The sequence below is a fragment of the Fusobacterium sp. JB019 genome (assembly GCA_030673965.1).
Classification (GTDB): domain Bacteria; phylum Fusobacteriota; class Fusobacteriia; order Fusobacteriales; family Fusobacteriaceae; genus Fusobacterium_B.
On record JAUTCN010000003.1, the window covers coordinates 63285 to 80123 of the forward strand.

Sequence of the window (16839 nt, forward strand, 5' to 3'; positions counted from 1 at the left end):
ATATAATTATTTTGTCTTTCTTGTTAACCCAACTCTTTGTCTTGCCATATCAATATCTTTTACTTTTACTTTTATTATTTCACCTACTGAAAGCTCTTTACTAGGATCACTTACAAACTTATCTGATATTTCTGAAATGTGAAGTAATGCATCATTTTTTAACCCAATATCTACAAAAGCTCCAAATTTAACTACATTTCTTACTGTACCTTCTAATTCCATTCCTGGTTTTAAATTATCTATCTTTAATATATCTGATTTTAAAAGTGGTTTTGCTAATTCATCTCTAGGATCACGTCTATCTTTTATTAATGCATCATAAATATCTTTTACAGTTTCATTCCCATAATCTTTTTCTTTTGCAAAATTATCAATTTTAAATACTTTTAATTTTTCTCTACTAATATCTAAAGTCTCTCTATATTCTTTTAAAGAAATATCATTTTTTTCTAAAATTTCTTCTGCTATTTTGTAAGATTCTGGATGTATTATAGTACTATCTAAAATATTTTTTCCATCTTCGATTATTAAGAAACCTGCCATTTGTTCATAAGCTTTTTTCCCAACACCCTTTACTTTTAATAATTGTTTTCTATTTTCAAAATTTCCATTTTCTTTTCTATAATCAACAATATTCTTAGCTATATTTTTTTTAATTCCTGATACATGTTCTAGTAATGCCCAAGAAGCTGTATTTACATTTATTCCAATATTATTTACCACTGACTCTATAACTTCATTTAAAGATTCAGTTAAACGTTTTTGATCAACATCATGTTGATACATTCCAACACCTATAGATTTAGGGTCTATTTTAACTAGCTCTCCTAAAGGATCTTGTATTCTTCTAGCTATTGAAATTGCTCCTCTTACCGTTACATCCAAATCAGGAAATTCTTCATTAGCAAGTTTAGATGCGGAATAAACTGAAGCACCTGCTTCATTCGTAATTATATACCTAGTATCTTTTTTTGCTTCACCTATAACTTTAGCTACAAAACCTTCTGTTTCTCTAGAAGCTGTTCCATTCCCTATTGAAATAATATCTATATCATATTTATCTATATATTTTAAAATCTTATTTTTTGATATTTCTAAATTTTTAGGAGAATCCATTGCTTCTACTAAACGGAAAACATCATTATCTACATAAAATCCATTTTTATCAACTATCGCTACCTTACATCCAGTTCTATATCCTGGATCTAAACCTAAAATATTTTTTTCTTTTAATGGTGGTTGAAGAAGTAGATTTTTCAAATTTTCTTTAAAGATATCTATTGCTTCTATCTCACTTTTATCAGTTAAAATATTTCTTACTTCTCTTTCTATTGAAGGAAGAATTAGTCTATCTAAAGAATCTTTAACTATAGACTCATGAATTTCTCTAAGTCCATTATTAGAAAATCCTCCTAAAATTATATTTTCTATTTTAGTCCTTATATTATCCTCTGTTTTTATATTAACTTTTAATATATCTTCTTTTTCACCTCTATTAAGGGCTAATACTCTATGAGATAATATAGTTTTTATTGATTCTGAATATTCATAATAATCTGCATAAACCTTCTTTTCATCCAATTCTTCTGCTTTTTTAGTTTTTTTAGAATATACTAACCCTTCTTTCAATAAAATACTTCTTATTCTTTCTCTATATTCTGCTTGCTCAGATATTCCTTGAGCAACTATAAGTTTTGCACCTTCTACAGCTTCTTCAACTGTATTTACTTCATCATTTATATATTTTTTAGCATTATTTAAAAAATCTTCTAAATTTTTTGCTAAGTATACATATTGAGATAATGGTTCTAATCCTTTTTCTATAGCTTTATCTGCTTTAGTTTTTCTTCTTTTTTTATAAGGTAAGTATAAATCTTCTACCTCTTGTAACTTTTCAGCTGTTAAAATTTTATTTTTTAAATCATCTGATAGTTTTCCTTGTTCTTCAATTGAAGATAAAACTTCTTGCTTTCTTTTTTCTAAATTTCTTAAATAAGTTACTGACTTTAAAATATCCCCTATTTGATTTTCATCAAGATTCCCAGTAACTTCTTTTCTATATCTAGATATAAATGGAACTGTTGCCCCCTCATCTAAAAGCTTTACAGTACTTTCTATTTGAGAGATTTTTATTCCTAATTCTTTGCTAATAATTTTAAAAAGATTATCCATACTTTCTCCTTTACCAAGCTATAACTAATATTTAATAAAACTATACTATTATATCATATTTTGATTTCGATTTCTATTTATAACATTTATTAAAAAAGACAACCTATAAAGGCTGTCTTATTCTTATTTCTAGTATAATTCTTACTATTTTTTTAATTCTTCAAATTTAGCCCATACTCCAGCTTTAGTTAATAAAGATTTTACTGTTCTTGTTGGTTGAGCTCCATTTTGTAAGTGTTTTAAAATTTCTTCTTCTTTTAATTCAACTCTAGAGTCTTCTAAAGGAAAATAGTTTCCTAAATATGCTACTGCTTTACCATCTCTTTTTGATAAATTCTCCATAGCTACTACTCTGTATATTGGATTTTTTCTGCTTCCTAATCTTGTTAATCTTATTTTTAACATTTTCTCACTCCTTATTTTTTAATTTATTATATTTTTATTTATTCTTTAAAAAAACTTCTTTCTTCCTCTTCCCATTCCCATAGGCATTTTAGGCATTCCTGCGCCTAAGTTTGGCATTTTTCCAGAACTTAACATTTTCATCATATTTTTCATTTGTGAAAATTGCTTTAATAACTTATTAATATCGGAAACATCTGTTCCACTACCTTTAGCTATTCTTAATTTTCTACTAGCCTTTAATATCTCTGGTTTTTTTCTTTCTTGCAATGTCATTGATTGAATAATCGCTTCTGTCTTTTTCATTTCTTTTTCAGCTGGAGCTAAATCTCCTAAATCCGAATTCATTCCTGGAATCATTTTTAAAATACTTCCAAGTGGTCCCATCTTCTTTATTGTTTGTAGCTGTTTTAAGAAATCATTCAAATCAAATTGTTGTGTCTTTATTTTTTCTTCAAGAGATTTAACATCTTTTTCATCAACAACCTCTTGAGCTTTTTCAACTAAAGAAACAACGTCTCCCATCCCTAAAATCCTTGAAGCTAATCTTTCAGGATGAAATAATTCTAAATCTGCTATTTTTTCTCCAACCCCTACAAATTTAATAGGTTTTCCTACAACAGACTTAATGGAAAGAGCAGCTCCTCCTCTTGTATCTCCATCAAATTTAGTAAGTACTATTCCATCTATATTTAATTTATCATTAAAATTTTTAGCTAAATTTACCGCATCTTGACCTATCATAGCATCTACTACTAATAATATTTCTTGAGGTCTTACTGCTTTTTTTATATCTCCCAATTCATCCATAAGATTTTCATCTATGTGAAGTCTTCCAGCAGTATCTATTATCATATATGAATAATTATTAGCTCTTGCTTGTCCAAAAGCTTTTTTAGATATATCAATTGGATCTTTATTTCCCTCATCTATATAAGCAGGTATATTTATTTGCTTAGCTAACACTTCTAACTGTTTCATTGCTGCAGGTCTATATACGTCAGCAGCTACTAGATAAGGAGTTTCTCCATCTTTTCTCAGTTTATTTGCTAATTTTGCAGCAAAAGTTGTTTTACCTGCCCCTTGAAGTCCTGCAAGCATTATTACTGTAGGATTTTTAACTCCCTTAGTTAATCTAGAATTTGTTCCTCCTAGCAACTCAACTAATTCATCATTAACAATCTTTATAAATTGCTGTCCAGGATTTATCCCTCTTAAAACTTCTGTTCCTATGGCTTTTTCTTGAATTTTTTTTATAAAATCTTTAACCACTTTATAATTTACATCAGCTTCAAGTAACGACATTTTAACTTCTTTTAAAGCTTCTTTTATATTTTCTTCGCTTAGCTTTCCATGACCTCTTACTTTTTTAAAAATATCTTGAAATCTATTCCCTAAGTTCTCTAACATATTTTCTCCTAATTTAACTTAATTCTTCAATAATATCTTCTAAATTTTCTTTTTTAAAATCTTCTCTCAAATTTAAAAGCTTCTTATAAATTCTTCTATCTTTTTTATAAAAACCTAATTTTTGTTCATATGTCTTTAAAATTTTAACCCCTCTTTTTATATTATCATGAACAGCCTGCCTAGTTATTCCATTTTCTTCTGCTATCTCTGTAAATGATAAATCTTTATCAAAATACCCTATTAGATATTTTTTTTGTTTTTCGCTCAATAGAGGTTTATAATACTCTAAAAGTATTCCTATCTCAATAATTTCATTTAATTCCATGTTATCACCAAGATATTATATTCATTTTTCATCTTTTTGTCAAGTGTTTTATGTTTACATCTCTATTATTTTTTGTATATTTTTACAGATACTATCAACTATTTCTCCTGTAATCCCCCATATCATTTCGCCTTCATAAGGATATAAAAACACTCTTCTTTCCTTTCCCCAAGGTTCACAATATATACTTGGTAATCCTAATTCCTTTGCTGGAAAATTTATGTTTTTCCCATTTTTATTAAAAGATGGAATGTTTTCAACCATAACTTTTTCTACTATAGGTTTATTCTTCATAAAGTATTCTAAAGGAACTAAAAAAACTTTATCTACTTCATCTTTATTTATATCTAGTTCATCAAAAGAAAAATTATCTATATAACCTATATTAACTTGAATTATTACTCCTGTAGGTATCACTAATGTCCCATATTTTCTTTTTCTTTTTATTCTTTCTGGTTTTATTCCTATTTCTTCAAATGTTTCTCTTAAGGCTGTTTCCATAGAGACTTTATCTCTTTTTTCCTTAACTCCTCCTGGAAAAGAAACTTCTCCACCTTGACTTATTGACTCTGCACGTTTCTCAAACAAAATATTAACTTTCCCCTCAAATTCACAAAATAAAACTAATACTGAAGAATTAATATTTCTTTCGCTTCCTATTATTATATTTTCTCTTTCCTCATTATCTAAAAATTTTTCTATTATACATTCTTTTAACATTAGGCATCACTTCCTTATATCATATAAGTATATAGTTATATAATACCATCTTAATTACATAATTTCTATCTATAATATAAAAAAGAAGCCTACTTTTTTGTAGACTTCTTTCCTTTTATTTTTCCAACTCTTCTTTTATAATATTTTCTAATTTTATGCTAAACTCTTCATAAGTTATATCTTGATCCGGATAAACTTTATCCAAAAACTTTATATTCACTTCTCCTGATCTAGGATATTTAGAATTTCTAGGATATAATTCATAGGCTCCTTTTATTACAAAAGGTTGAACAGGAACATTCAATTCTTTTGATAATATTGCAAAGAATTTCTTAAATTTACTTAATTTTCCATCTCGTGTTCTTGTCCCTTCAGGAAATATAACTATATTTTTATTTTCTTTTAAAGCTTTTGCTAACATTTGCATAGATCCTATTAGATTTTTATTAATATCCACTAAAATTACATTAGAATTTTCCCCCATAAACTTCATATAACTTTTTTCAAAATGTTTTAATTTAGCAAAATAATATGTTTTATCTAATATTTTATTTGGCAAAACTTGATTTAATAAAAAAGCATCTAAAAAGCTCTGATGATTCCCCACAAAGATAACTGGTTCATTATTTTTTAAGTTTTCAACCTCATCTTTATTTATTTTTATATAAAATGTAAATGGAATTTTTAATATTCCCTTAAATATTTTACCCATAATATTAGACTTAGGTAACCTTTCTTCAGGTAACTTCATCAATCTATCATGCCAGTTAACTTGAACATCTAATATTTCATTAGAGTGCTTCGCTACATACTTAGCTAACTTTTCAACTGTACAATGCTCTATAAAAATTTTTTCATTTATATTCACCCCAAAAGTAGCTTCTATATATGAGACAAATTCAACTATATCTAAGGAATCCATCCCTAAATCTAATTCAAAATGTGCTTTAGGTGTTACTTTTTTATTTTTCAATTCTTTTATATAATTAGATATATTTATATATTCTTCAAAAGTAGGCTCTTCATAATCTTCTATTTCTTCATCCTTTTTATTTATCAAATCCTTTAACATAAATCTTCTAACTTTTCCTATTTTAGTTTTAGGAAATTCCTGCTTACTAATTTTAACATCTAATATTTTACGATATTTAGGTGCTTTTTTATTATATTTCTCTATAACCCCTAATTTAAATGTTTCTATTATATTTGTAATTTCATTTTCATGTAATTTATAAAAATCAGGATGAATTAAAGCTGTTAATTTTCCTTCATAGTCTATAATTGCAACTTCTTTTATTAAATTAGTTTCTTTTATTAAATATTGTTCTATTTCTATTGGATTAATATTTTTACCATTAGAAAGTACTATCATTTCTTTCTTTCTTCCAGTTACATATAATTGATTTCCTTTAATTTCTCCTAAATCTCCTGTATGAAACCAACCATCTTCATCTATAACAGCTGCTGTTGATTCAGGTTTATTATAATAACCTTTCATAACATTTCTACCTCTAACAACTATTTCTCCATCTCCCATTATCTTTACTTCAATTCCTGACAATAATCTCCCTGCTGATCCAGGAACTATTTGTCCAACTGGTGTAAAACTTATCATCGGGGCTGTCTCTGTTAACCCATAACCTTCACAAATATCTATCCCTAAAGTTAAGAAATCAGAAGCTATTTTAGAATCTAATTTTGAGCCACCAGAAACCAAAAATCTAATTCCTCCACCTAATTCTTCATGGACTTTTTTAAATATCTTTTTTCTTATATTTTTATTTTTTATTTTAGTAGCTATTTTAAAAACCAATTTTGTAATCTTTTTAGAATTAATTTTCCCCATAATTTTTTTATGTAAAACTTCCCAAAGTTTTGGAACTCCCACAATAAAAGTTATTTTATATTTCTTTAAAGCTTCTAACATGGCTTGAGATGAAACTTCTTTTAAAAATACCAATGTTGAACCTTCAACTAGGGGTAATATTCCTGAACCTAACAAAGGTAGAATATGATGCATAGGAAGCAAACCTAATATCCTATCCTCTGATCTATACATTTTATATTCTCTTAATCCTTCCATATTAACTAATAAGTTATCTAAAGTAAGCATAACTCCTTTAGGTTTACCTGTTGTTCCTGAAGTGTACAGCATAATAGCTACCATATCTACATCGTCTAGGGCTATAGTTAAATCATTTCCCTTATAATCCATCGGGATATCTTCCACCATTAATATTTGAATATCTTTTTTAGATAATTCAATTCCTTTTTTTACTACTTCTAATTTTTCCTTAGAAGTAAATATATATTTAGGACTACAATCAGAAATATAATATTCTAACTCTTCACTTGTAAAACTAGAATCTATAGTTACACATGTTCCTTTTTTATCCCATATCCCAAAAAAACTATATACTAATTCTGGCCTATTTTCCATAAAAATCATAACTTTGTCTTCTCTTTTTATATTCAATCTCTGTCCGAATGACTTTGAATATTTAACAATCTTTTCATACGAAATTTTGCATTCGTTATAAATGATACCAATTTTATCATGGTCCTTTAAAAATATCATCAATTATCTCCTTTAAGAAAATTTGTTTTTTTATATACTTAAAAAGTATATCATATTTCATATATTTTGAGTATAAATAAATTTCAAGTGTTATTTTATGCCTTTAAACTCCCATTACATTATATCATAACGATATTATAATATAGATATTTATTTAAAAATTTTAATTGACTTTCTTTTTAAAATAATATAATCTATTAAATAACATTAATTTAAGGAGGTTTTATATGAATCAAATTATTCTTTATGTTTTTATTCTCATTTTAGGAGCTGCTCTAGTTAGAAAAAAATTAATTCCTTCCTTTATAGAAAAAAAATTAGGCACTTTACAAACAATTTCTCTTTTTATTCTTTTAGGAACTATGGGATATAAAATAGGTATTAATGAAACTATCATTAGAAATTTTGGGAATATTGGTTTTCAAGCTAGTATTTTTGCTATTCTAACTTGCATATTTAGTGTAATTATTACTTTTTTATTATTTAAACTCTTTAAACTACCAGCTAAAAAAAAGGAGGATAAATGTTAGGAATATTACTTTCAATTATAATAGGTGGTTTTTTTGGCTATTTTTTTCAGAATGATTTTTTAACTAAAAATAGTGATTCTTTAGTTAATATAGGCCTTTGTTTATTACTTCTTTTTGTTGGAATGGATATTGGAAAAAATCAAACTGTCTTTTCTAAACTTTCTAAATTTGGAAAAAAAATTTGGTTATTACCTATTGGAACTATAATAGGTTCTTTTATAGGAGGATATATCGCATCATTTATAACTCATATGTATGTTGGAGAAGGAATTGCTATTAGTATGGGTCTTGGATGGTACTCTTTATCCGCTATTGAACTTTCTAAAATCAGTGCAGAACTTGGAAGCCTTGCTTTTTTAACTAATGTCATTAGAGAAATCTTAGCTATCTTAACCATTCCTTTTGTTGCAAAATATGTTGGCCATTTAGAATCTGTTTCTGTCGCTGGAGCAACTTCTATGGATACTCTTTTACCAATAATAAATAAAAGTACTTCTCCTGATATATCTATTATTGCTTTTTTTACTGGAATCACTTTGTCTACAGCTGTTCCTTTCCTAGTAACTGCCTGTGTTACATTTTTTAATTTATCTTAAAAAAAGCTCTATTCTTAAAAAATTAGAATAGAGCTTTTTATTATTTTATATACCTTATTTTTTTTTCATCATATCTATCTATAAATCTATTTGATTGATTTTCACCAGGATATCCAATTGGAATAACACAATAAGGCACCTCACCTTTTTGTAATTTTAAAACATCTACTACAAAGTCCATTCTTTCTGATAAAGGCGATACCCCCAACCATACTGCTCCTAATTCTAAATATACAGCTTCCAAAAGCATATTTTCAACTACCGCTCCTAAATCTTGCTCTAAATTTTCAGGAAATCTTGCTACGTTTTCATCTTTTAAAACAACTATAGCAACTGAACATTTCTCAATAGGAGCTGCATACAAGCTTAAGTTTGATAATTTTTTCAAAACTTCTTTATTTTCAATTACTACAAATTTATATGCCCTTTGATTTCCAGCAGTAGGAGCTTGCATCCCAGCTCTTAATATTTCTTCCACTTTATTACTTTCTACTTTTTTATTGGAAAATTCCCTTATACTCCTTCTTACAAAAATTTCTTCCATACTCATCTCCTTATAAATACCTTAATTTTAATTGCCTTTCTTATAAAATGATTATATAATAAACTATATTAAAAATAAAGCTTTGAAAAAATTTATGCTTTTTATTTAGGAGAATTTTATGAAAAAAATATTTATAATCGATGATGAAAATTATATTTTAGAACTACTTAAAATAAATTTAGAAATGGAAGGATTTCAAGTCGTTACATCAAATACTGGAAAAGATATTGTTCCCACTTTAGACTATGAAAAACCAGATTTAATTCTTTTAGATTTAATGTTACCCAGAATAAATGGTCTTGATATATGCAAAGAGATTAAATCTTATAAAAAATATAAAAATATAGGGATTATTATTATTAGTGCTAAGTCAGAAGAAACTGACAAAATTCTTGGACTAGAAATAGGTGCTGACGATTATATAACTAAACCATTTAGCATTAAGGAAATGATTGCACGTATTAATGCAGTTATTAGAAGAATAACTAGAAATAATAATAACACTGAAAATAAAAATCAAATTTTATTAGATTCTGAAAACAACATAATTTTAAAAAATGGAAAAATTCTAGACTTACAGACTAAAGAATTTAATTTATTAAAGTATCTAATTAAAAATAAAGGCCGAATTATCTCTAGAAAAGAAATTTTAGAAAATGTTTGGAATTACGATGGAAATGCCAACACAAGATCTTTAGATGTTTATATTAGAAAATTAAGAATCAAACTTCAAGATGAAAACGAAAATATCATCACTACAATAAGAGGACAGGGTTATAAATTCTTAGACTCTGATTCTTAATAAGGAGATTAATTTATGAAAAAAAAATTATTATTAATTTGTTTTACATTAATAATAACAAGTTCTCTTATAACGGGGACTCTCTCTACAAATATAATTCAAAACAATTACAAAGAAAATCTCTTCACAACAGGAGTTTCAAATGGAAACTTAATTAAAAAATTTTTAAAAAATAACCCTGGAATAAATAAGTATTTTTTTAAAATTTCTCAACAACTTTCAAATTTAATTGACTCTAGAATAACTTTCATAGATATAAACGGAAAACCTCTTGCAGATTCTTTTGATAATAGTATTATTTTTAAAAACTTTAACGATAATATCCATTTTAATATTGCAAAAAATGGAAAAAATAATTATCAAATAACTAAATCTTCTGAAAAAAGATATGAAACAATGGAGATTTTTCTTAGTCCTATTGAAATAAATTCAAAAAATATTATTATAATGATATCTAGCGAAATGTCTATGTTTAAAGAATATAAGAAAAATATTTTCATTGCTATTTCTTTAAGTATTTTAATTTCAGGATTTCTTTCATTTATTTTATCTTTTTTATTTTTAAGAAGATTTATTAATCCTATCAATAAATTAACTAAAGCGAGCGAAGAAATGTCCAATGGAAATTTCAGCTCTAATCTAATTATTCAATCCCATGATGAAGTAGAAAAATTAGCTAAGAGTTTTAATAAAATGAACTTTAAAATAAATGAGTTATTAACTGAAATAAACAACAAAGCCAATGATTTACAAAGCATCATTGATAATATCATGCAAGAAATATTTGTTATTAATAAAAACGGAGATATTATTTTAATAAATAAATTTGCTAAAAATGAATTCTACATAGAAAATAATATTGATAATATATATAAATCTAAAAAATTAAAAAACTTTATTAAATATATATCTATTTCTTTAAATGAAAATAAGAATATAAAAATGGAGATAGAAGATAACTCTAAAATTTATCTTCTATCTACAAACTTCATAGAAAATAAAATAGACCAAATTATAATCATTATAGAAGATATATCTAAAATAAAGAAAGTTGAAGAGCTTAGAAAAAATTTCATTTCAAATGCATCTCATGAATTAAAAACACCTCTTACTATTATAAGTGGATTTATAGAAACTATTAAATTAGGACATTTTAAAGATACTTCTCAAATATTATACTTTATTGACATCATAGATAAAGAAGTTGTCCGTTTTAAAGCTCTTGTTGAAAAAATTCTTTCTCTTTCAAGATTAGAAAATTCTTTAGAAGAAAAAGCATCAATCAACAGAATTAATACTAATTTAGTTTTCAATGAAATTGTTGAAAGTTTTAAAATATCTGCTGCTAAAAAAAATATAGTAATTAAAAGTAATTTTAACTCAGATATTATTTTAGGTTATTTTTCTCATGAATGGTTTCGTATAATTATTGGAAATTTAATTGACAATGCTATTAAATTCAATAAAAATAATGGAGAAATAACTTTATCTTCTTATATTTCAGAAAATAATCTAATTTTAAAAATAAAGGATACTGGAATTGGAATGGATAATCAAATTTTAGAAAATATTTTTATTAAATTTTATAGAGGAGATTCTTCTAGAAATAGTAAAATATCAGGAACAGGTTTAGGATTATCCATAGTTAAAACTATGCTAGATAATATTAACGGAAAGATTTATGTTTCTAGCAATCTTGGACAAGGTTCTACCTTTAAATTAACTATTCCTTTTATTTCAAAAAACAATTAAAATAAAAAACCACAGATAAAATTAATTATCTGTGGTCCCTGACTACTTTAACATTAAGTAGTCTTTTTAATTATAATTTATTGTTTATCGTTTATTTCAACAGATCTTCTTTGTAATTTTTTCATAATTACAGGTGAAAATAACGAAAGTACAGTTATTGTAATTAAGAACTTACAAACTAAACTTGAGAATAAAATTGAAATATCCCCATGGTTCATTATTATACTTCTTCTAAGTCCCGCTTCTCCTATAGGCCCTAATATAAGGGCTAAAACGATGGAAGCTGAATTTAATTCAAATTTATTAACAAAATATCCTATAATTCCAAATATAAACATTATCACAACATCTGCTATTTGATTATGAATTGCATAAGAACCTATTACACTCAACGAAAAAATTAAAGGTATTAAGTAATTATCTGGGACTCTAGAAATTTTAGCAAACCATCTTGCTCCTGTTAATCCTAATATTAACATAAATACATTTACAACTATAAAACCTGCAAAGAAAGTATATGTTATCTTTCCATGAATTGTAAATAAATCAGGTCCTGGTTGTAATCCTTGAATTAATAACCCTCCTAATAAAACCGCGGTTACACTTTCTCCTGGAATTCCTAATGTAAATGTTGGAATTAACGATCCTCCTGTAACTGCATTATTAGCTGCCTCTGAACCTGCTATTCCTTCTATACTACCATGTCCAAATTTTTCTTTTTCTTTAGAAAATCTTTTAGCTTCATTGTACCCTAGAAAAGATGCTATACTTGCTCCTGCTCCAGGAAGTATCCCTACTAAATTCCCTATTATTGTTGATCTTATTGTTGTTGGCAAAATTTGCTTAAATTCTTTTTTAGTTAATAAAACTCTATCATCAAATTCTATCATTTTTCCTGATTTTTTTATCTTCTTTTCAGCTAATAATAAAACTTGTGACATTGAAAATAACCCTATTAAAGAAGCTGTAAATGGAACTCCTGATAATAAAACTGGAAGACCAAAATAAAATCTAGGATTTCCAAACATAGGATCCATTCCTATAGTAGAAATCATTAATCCTAGCATTCCTGAAATAAGACCTTTTAATATAGATTTAGTACTTGCTCCTGCTATAATAGTCAATCCAAATATTGATAACCAAAAATATTCTGCTGGTCCAAATTTTAATGCTAATTTAGCTAAAGTTGGAGCAAATAAATATAAAGAAATACTACTTAATATTCCACCAATAAAAGAAGCTGTTACTGCTGTTCCTAAAGCTTTTCCTGCTTTCCCTTTTAAAGTTAATTCATAACCATCTATTGCTGTTGCTGCTGCTGCTGGAGTTCCTGGAGTACGAATTAATATTGCTGATATTGATCCCCCAAAAATAGCTCCACAATATACCCCCGCAAGAACTATCAATCCTGTTGATGGATTCATACCAAAAGTTATTGGAATTAATAAGGCTACTCCCATAGCTGCTGATAAGCCTGGTAAAGCTCCTATTGTAATACCCACTCCCACACTTAAACAAGCGGCTATTAAATTTATTGGACTAATTGCTGTTAAAAATCCAAAAATTATATCTGACATAATCTATTCCCCTTTTTTATATTAACATTCCACTTGGAACTGGCACTCTTAAAAAAATAACAAATATAACATATATTAAAACACAAAACACGGCACTTGTTGCTATACTTATTTTTTTATTAGCTTTTAATCCAATCATAATCATATTTAAATAAATAAATGTTGAAATAAAGAATCCAAATACATCTATTACAAATATATATATTAGTGAAACTACTAAAACTAATGAAAATTGTTTCCATTCTACACTTTTGAACATCTCTTTTTTATCATTTTCTTTTATTTTACTAGCAAATGACTTTATTCCTAAAATTAAAGTTAAAACAAACATTAAACTAAGAACAAATAAAGGATACTTTGCTGCTTTTTCTGGAAGTCCCTTTATTAAAACAAAATAAAAACTTTCTAAAATAAGTAGAGCTATTGTTAAGAATCTATCATATTTAACCATTTTCTCTCCTTTTATAATCCTAATTTAGGAACTATCTCTTTTATATATTTTTCTTGATTATTAATATATTGCCCTAATTCTTCTGGTGACATATACATTAATGGAAGATTTGAATTATTAGACTTTTCAATATTTGATTCAGATTCTAAAGCTGTTTTTAAAACTGAATTTAAATAATCTAATCTATCTTGAGGTGTTCCTTTTGGAGCTACTATTGCACGAGCTGATCCAAATATTACATTATACCCTTTTTCTTTTAAAGTTGGAATATCTTTAAATTTTTCTAATCTTTTATCAGTAAATGAAGCTAACAAACGTAATTCTCCACCTTTAACTAAATTAGTTATTTCACTAGCTTTAGCAACTGTAGCATCCACATGTCCACCACGAAGAGCTGCAATCATATCTGTACTTCCTCCAAAAGGAACATGAGTTACTTTTATTCCTGATTCATATGCAAAATGGGCTGCTCCTATATGATTAGATGCTCCTGTTCCATTATTTGATATTGTTAATTCTTCTGGTCTTTCTTTTGCAGCTTTTACAAACTCTTCTAATGTTTTCCAAGGGCTATCTGCTCTAACAACTAAAACTCCAGGATCATAAACATGGTTCATAATTGGTGCTGCATCTTCTTTACTAAATTTAGTATGTCTTTGTAATGGAAGACTCACAAATGTTGGTAAATTTATAAATCCTATTGTATATCCATCTGGTTTTGCTGTTAAAAGTTCTGTATATCCAACTTCCCCATCAGCTCCTGGTTTATTAACGATTACAAATGGTTGTGGAAAATCTTTTTGTGCCTCAGACATTAAAATACGAGCCCCTACATCAGTTCCTCCACCAGCTTTATAAGCCACAATAACTTCAACTGGTTTAGATGGATACTTTTTCTCAACTTTTTCTTTTCCACATGCTCCTAGTAAAGCTAAGACACATGAAACCCCTAAAACTTTTAAAAACTTCTTCATACTTCCTCCTAAATTTTATTTTTTAATTTTTTAAATGTTGCTAGAATAATAATTACTAAAAATGTTGAAACAATTGAAATAAAATACATTCCCCAACCAATAGAAATTCCTATGCATGCTGTAACCCACAATGTTGCTGCAGTTGTCAAGCCTATGATTTTCTTTTTTTCCTTCATTATTGCTCCTGCTCCTAAAAATCCAACTCCACTAATAACTTGAGCTCCATACCTTCCTAGATCACTACTAAATAATCCTCCTAAGTCCGGGTGAAGAAGAGATAATTCCAAAGACTTTCTTCTTAATTCTTCTTGAATTAAAGAAACAACACAAGCTCCTATACACACTAACACATGTGTTCTAAGTCCCGCAGACCTATTTTTTATTTCTCTTTCATAACCAATTGAACCTCCTATAATTATTGAAATAAAAATTCTAAATATAATGTCCACTTTATTAAAGCTTGATTCCAATTTTTTCTCCTTTTTTAACAATTTAATATTTTTAACATATTTAACATATTTAACATTTGAATTATAATATATTTTCTATAAACTGTCAATTGAAATGTATTATTATAATTTCTTTATTGAAAAAAAAATATATTCTGTACTATTATGGTTACAAAAAAACAGAAAAAGCCCAGATAGGCTTTTTCTGTTTATCTAATTTTTCTAGATTCTAAATAATAACGTTTTTCCTCAGCTTCCCCCATAGAAAATGTTTTTCTAGGCAGAACACCATTTAATAAAATAGTCTTAAATAATTGTGATTTTTTTATACTCTCTAAAATTATCCCCACCTTACCATCTGTTGAAAATTCCAAAATTTCTTTCTCTCCATGAATATAATCTATTTTTCCTCCAAACTCTTTTAAATATTCATCTAAAAATATTTGAATACTTCCAACTGCTAAATTATGTCTTGGACTTTTTATCTTTAGTTTAATTTTTTTCTTTTCTTTTACCAATATTATATTTTGAGTTTCATAATTTGTTTTTCTATTTTCTAAAGAATATTCTTCTAATTTCTTTAGAAAATGATCTTGATCAACATCAAAAATAAGTCTATGTATTCCTTGAAACTTTAAAGAATTATCGTGTAAATTATTAATTTCAACCAAAGCAAACCTTGATAAACTTTTCTTAGCTTTCTCATCTCCTATTTCTTTTTTTAAATCTTCGTAACATTTTTTAGCTGTTGCTAGAGAATGATTTCCATCCCCCATGGCAAATAAAAATGGCTTCTCTCCTTGTAAATTATATTTTTTTTCAAAATATTCTTTTCCTATTAATTTTGATAATTTATTTTCTACTATTCCAATATCTTTTTCTTTTAATAAGAATCCTTCTATATGTCCTCCACTTTTCATCAAATCAAAGGAATATACCTTTTCTAATTCTCGCTTCTTTTTTGAAAATTGTTCTATTATTTCTTTTTTTTCATCATCTATTAAAACTAATATATGCGGCACCTCTAAAGAAGCTTTTTTTCTAACCTTTACTCTTGGAGGTAATCTATCCATAACAGTTCCTTCTGTAGCTCTAATCAAAGAATTAGATCCTATATTAAAATCATATTCCTCTAAATCTAAAGCTCCTACTATTCCCTTCCTTATACTTCCATCTAATAATTTTCTTTCTACATATATCATTGAATTTTTATATTCTTTAAATATGTCATTTTTTAAATATTCTTCCATCTTCAAATTAATATCGTTTATTTTATTAGCAAAATCTATACTTCCTAAATAAACTTCTGGAAATACAATATTATACGCTGAAGGATAACCTTTTGTTATTTTTTCAACATCCTTCCAATAATTAATATTAGATGTAAATTGATCACAAGCAATTGTACTCCATTTTTCTAAATCTTTTTTAGGTAATAATATATCCGTTTTGCAAAATCCTATATTTTTCATTAATGCCTCCCAAAAAATTTCTTACTTCCATTATAAGTATAACATAATTATAAATATTAAAAAACCGCCAACTTGCATCGGCGGT

16 protein-coding genes are annotated in these 16839 nt (G+C 26.5%); 4 read left to right on the forward strand and 12 right to left on the reverse strand.

Going from position 1 to position 16839, the window contains the following annotated elements:
- Nucleotides 1–6: 6 nt before the first annotated feature.
- From Q7K47_03125 to Q7K47_03150, 6 genes are all read right to left on the reverse strand, one after another.
- Nucleotides 7–2172 carry a Tex family protein gene (locus Q7K47_03125; GenBank protein ID MDP0506199.1) on the reverse strand — a complete coding sequence of 722 codons (2166 nt, stop codon included), beginning with the start codon at nucleotides 2170–2172 and terminating at the stop codon, nucleotides 7–9.
- 144 nt (nucleotides 2173–2316) lie between these two features.
- The gene (rpsP, locus tag Q7K47_03130; GenBank protein ID MDP0506200.1) at nucleotides 2317–2577 is read right to left on the reverse strand and encodes a 30S ribosomal protein S16; all 261 of its coding nucleotides are present in this window, start codon (nucleotides 2575–2577) and stop codon (nucleotides 2317–2319) included.
- A gap of 45 nt (nucleotides 2578–2622) precedes the next feature.
- On the reverse strand, nucleotides 2623–3984 hold the full coding sequence (gene ffh / locus Q7K47_03135; GenBank protein MDP0506201.1) for a signal recognition particle protein: 1362 nt from the start codon (nucleotides 3982–3984) through the stop codon (nucleotides 2623–2625).
- A 13-nt stretch (nucleotides 3985–3997) separates the two neighbouring features.
- Complete coding sequence (locus Q7K47_03140; GenBank protein MDP0506202.1) at nucleotides 3998–4309, reverse strand: sigma factor-like helix-turn-helix DNA-binding protein; 312 nt, start codon at nucleotides 4307–4309, stop codon at nucleotides 3998–4000.
- A 54-nt stretch (nucleotides 4310–4363) separates the two neighbouring features.
- A complete protein-coding gene (locus Q7K47_03145) occupies nucleotides 4364–5029 on the reverse strand; it encodes a CoA pyrophosphatase (GenBank protein MDP0506203.1) in 666 nt (221 codons plus the stop codon).
- A gap of 115 nt (nucleotides 5030–5144) precedes the next feature.
- On the reverse strand, nucleotides 5145–7607 hold the full coding sequence (locus Q7K47_03150) for an AMP-binding protein (protein MDP0506204.1): 2463 nt from the start codon (nucleotides 7605–7607) through the stop codon (nucleotides 5145–5147).
- A gap of 227 nt (nucleotides 7608–7834) precedes the next feature.
- Here Q7K47_03150 and Q7K47_03155 point away from each other — a divergent pair, with 227 nt between their 5' ends.
- Both Q7K47_03155 and Q7K47_03160 read left to right on the forward strand, forming a co-directional pair.
- Nucleotides 7835–8137, forward strand: a complete 303-nt coding sequence (locus Q7K47_03155; GenBank protein MDP0506205.1) for a hypothetical protein — start codon at nucleotides 7835–7837, stop codon at nucleotides 8135–8137.
- Nucleotides 8131–8733 carry a lysine exporter LysO family protein gene (locus Q7K47_03160; protein ID MDP0506206.1) on the forward strand — a complete coding sequence of 201 codons (603 nt, stop codon included), beginning with the start codon at nucleotides 8131–8133 and terminating at the stop codon, nucleotides 8731–8733. The genes Q7K47_03155 and Q7K47_03160 overlap by 7 nt, the downstream gene beginning before the upstream one ends.
- Nucleotides 8734–8773: 40 nt before the next feature.
- Here Q7K47_03160 and Q7K47_03165 read toward each other — a convergent pair whose 3' ends face one another.
- Entirely contained in the window at nucleotides 8774–9277 is a 504-nt protein-coding gene (locus tag Q7K47_03165; GenBank protein ID MDP0506207.1) for a nitroreductase family protein, read from the reverse strand.
- 118 nt (nucleotides 9278–9395) lie between these two features.
- Here Q7K47_03165 and Q7K47_03170 point away from each other — a divergent pair, with 118 nt between their 5' ends.
- Together Q7K47_03170 and Q7K47_03175 are read left to right on the forward strand one after the other, a co-directional pair.
- Nucleotides 9396–10079 carry a response regulator transcription factor gene (locus Q7K47_03170; protein ID MDP0506208.1) on the forward strand — a complete coding sequence of 228 codons (684 nt, stop codon included), beginning with the start codon at nucleotides 9396–9398 and terminating at the stop codon, nucleotides 10077–10079.
- Nucleotides 10080–10094: 15 nt separating this feature from the next.
- A complete protein-coding gene (locus Q7K47_03175) occupies nucleotides 10095–11831 on the forward strand; it encodes an ATP-binding protein (protein MDP0506209.1) in 1737 nt (578 codons plus the stop codon).
- 77 nt (nucleotides 11832–11908) lie between these two features.
- Here Q7K47_03175 and Q7K47_03180 read toward each other — a convergent pair whose 3' ends face one another.
- From Q7K47_03180 to Q7K47_03200, 5 genes are all read right to left on the reverse strand, one after another.
- Nucleotides 11909–13408 carry a tripartite tricarboxylate transporter permease gene (locus Q7K47_03180; GenBank protein ID MDP0506210.1) on the reverse strand — a complete coding sequence of 500 codons (1500 nt, stop codon included), beginning with the start codon at nucleotides 13406–13408 and terminating at the stop codon, nucleotides 11909–11911.
- A 16-nt stretch (nucleotides 13409–13424) separates the two neighbouring features.
- Entirely contained in the window at nucleotides 13425–13859 is a 435-nt protein-coding gene (locus Q7K47_03185) for a tripartite tricarboxylate transporter TctB family protein (protein MDP0506211.1), read from the reverse strand.
- An 11-nt stretch (nucleotides 13860–13870) separates the two neighbouring features.
- The gene (locus Q7K47_03190; protein MDP0506212.1) at nucleotides 13871–14833 is read right to left on the reverse strand and encodes a tripartite tricarboxylate transporter substrate binding protein; all 963 of its coding nucleotides are present in this window, start codon (nucleotides 14831–14833) and stop codon (nucleotides 13871–13873) included.
- Between the two features lie 8 nt (nucleotides 14834–14841).
- Nucleotides 14842–15303 (reverse strand): MgtC/SapB family protein, encoded by a 462-nt coding sequence (locus Q7K47_03195; protein MDP0506213.1) that lies wholly within the window; start codon nucleotides 15301–15303, stop codon nucleotides 14842–14844.
- 188 nt (nucleotides 15304–15491) lie between these two features.
- Nucleotides 15492–16754: a DUF1015 domain-containing protein gene (locus Q7K47_03200; GenBank protein ID MDP0506214.1), complete on the reverse strand. Its 1263-nt coding sequence runs from the start codon at nucleotides 16752–16754 to the stop codon at nucleotides 15492–15494.
- Nucleotides 16755–16839: the final 85 nt, after the last annotated feature.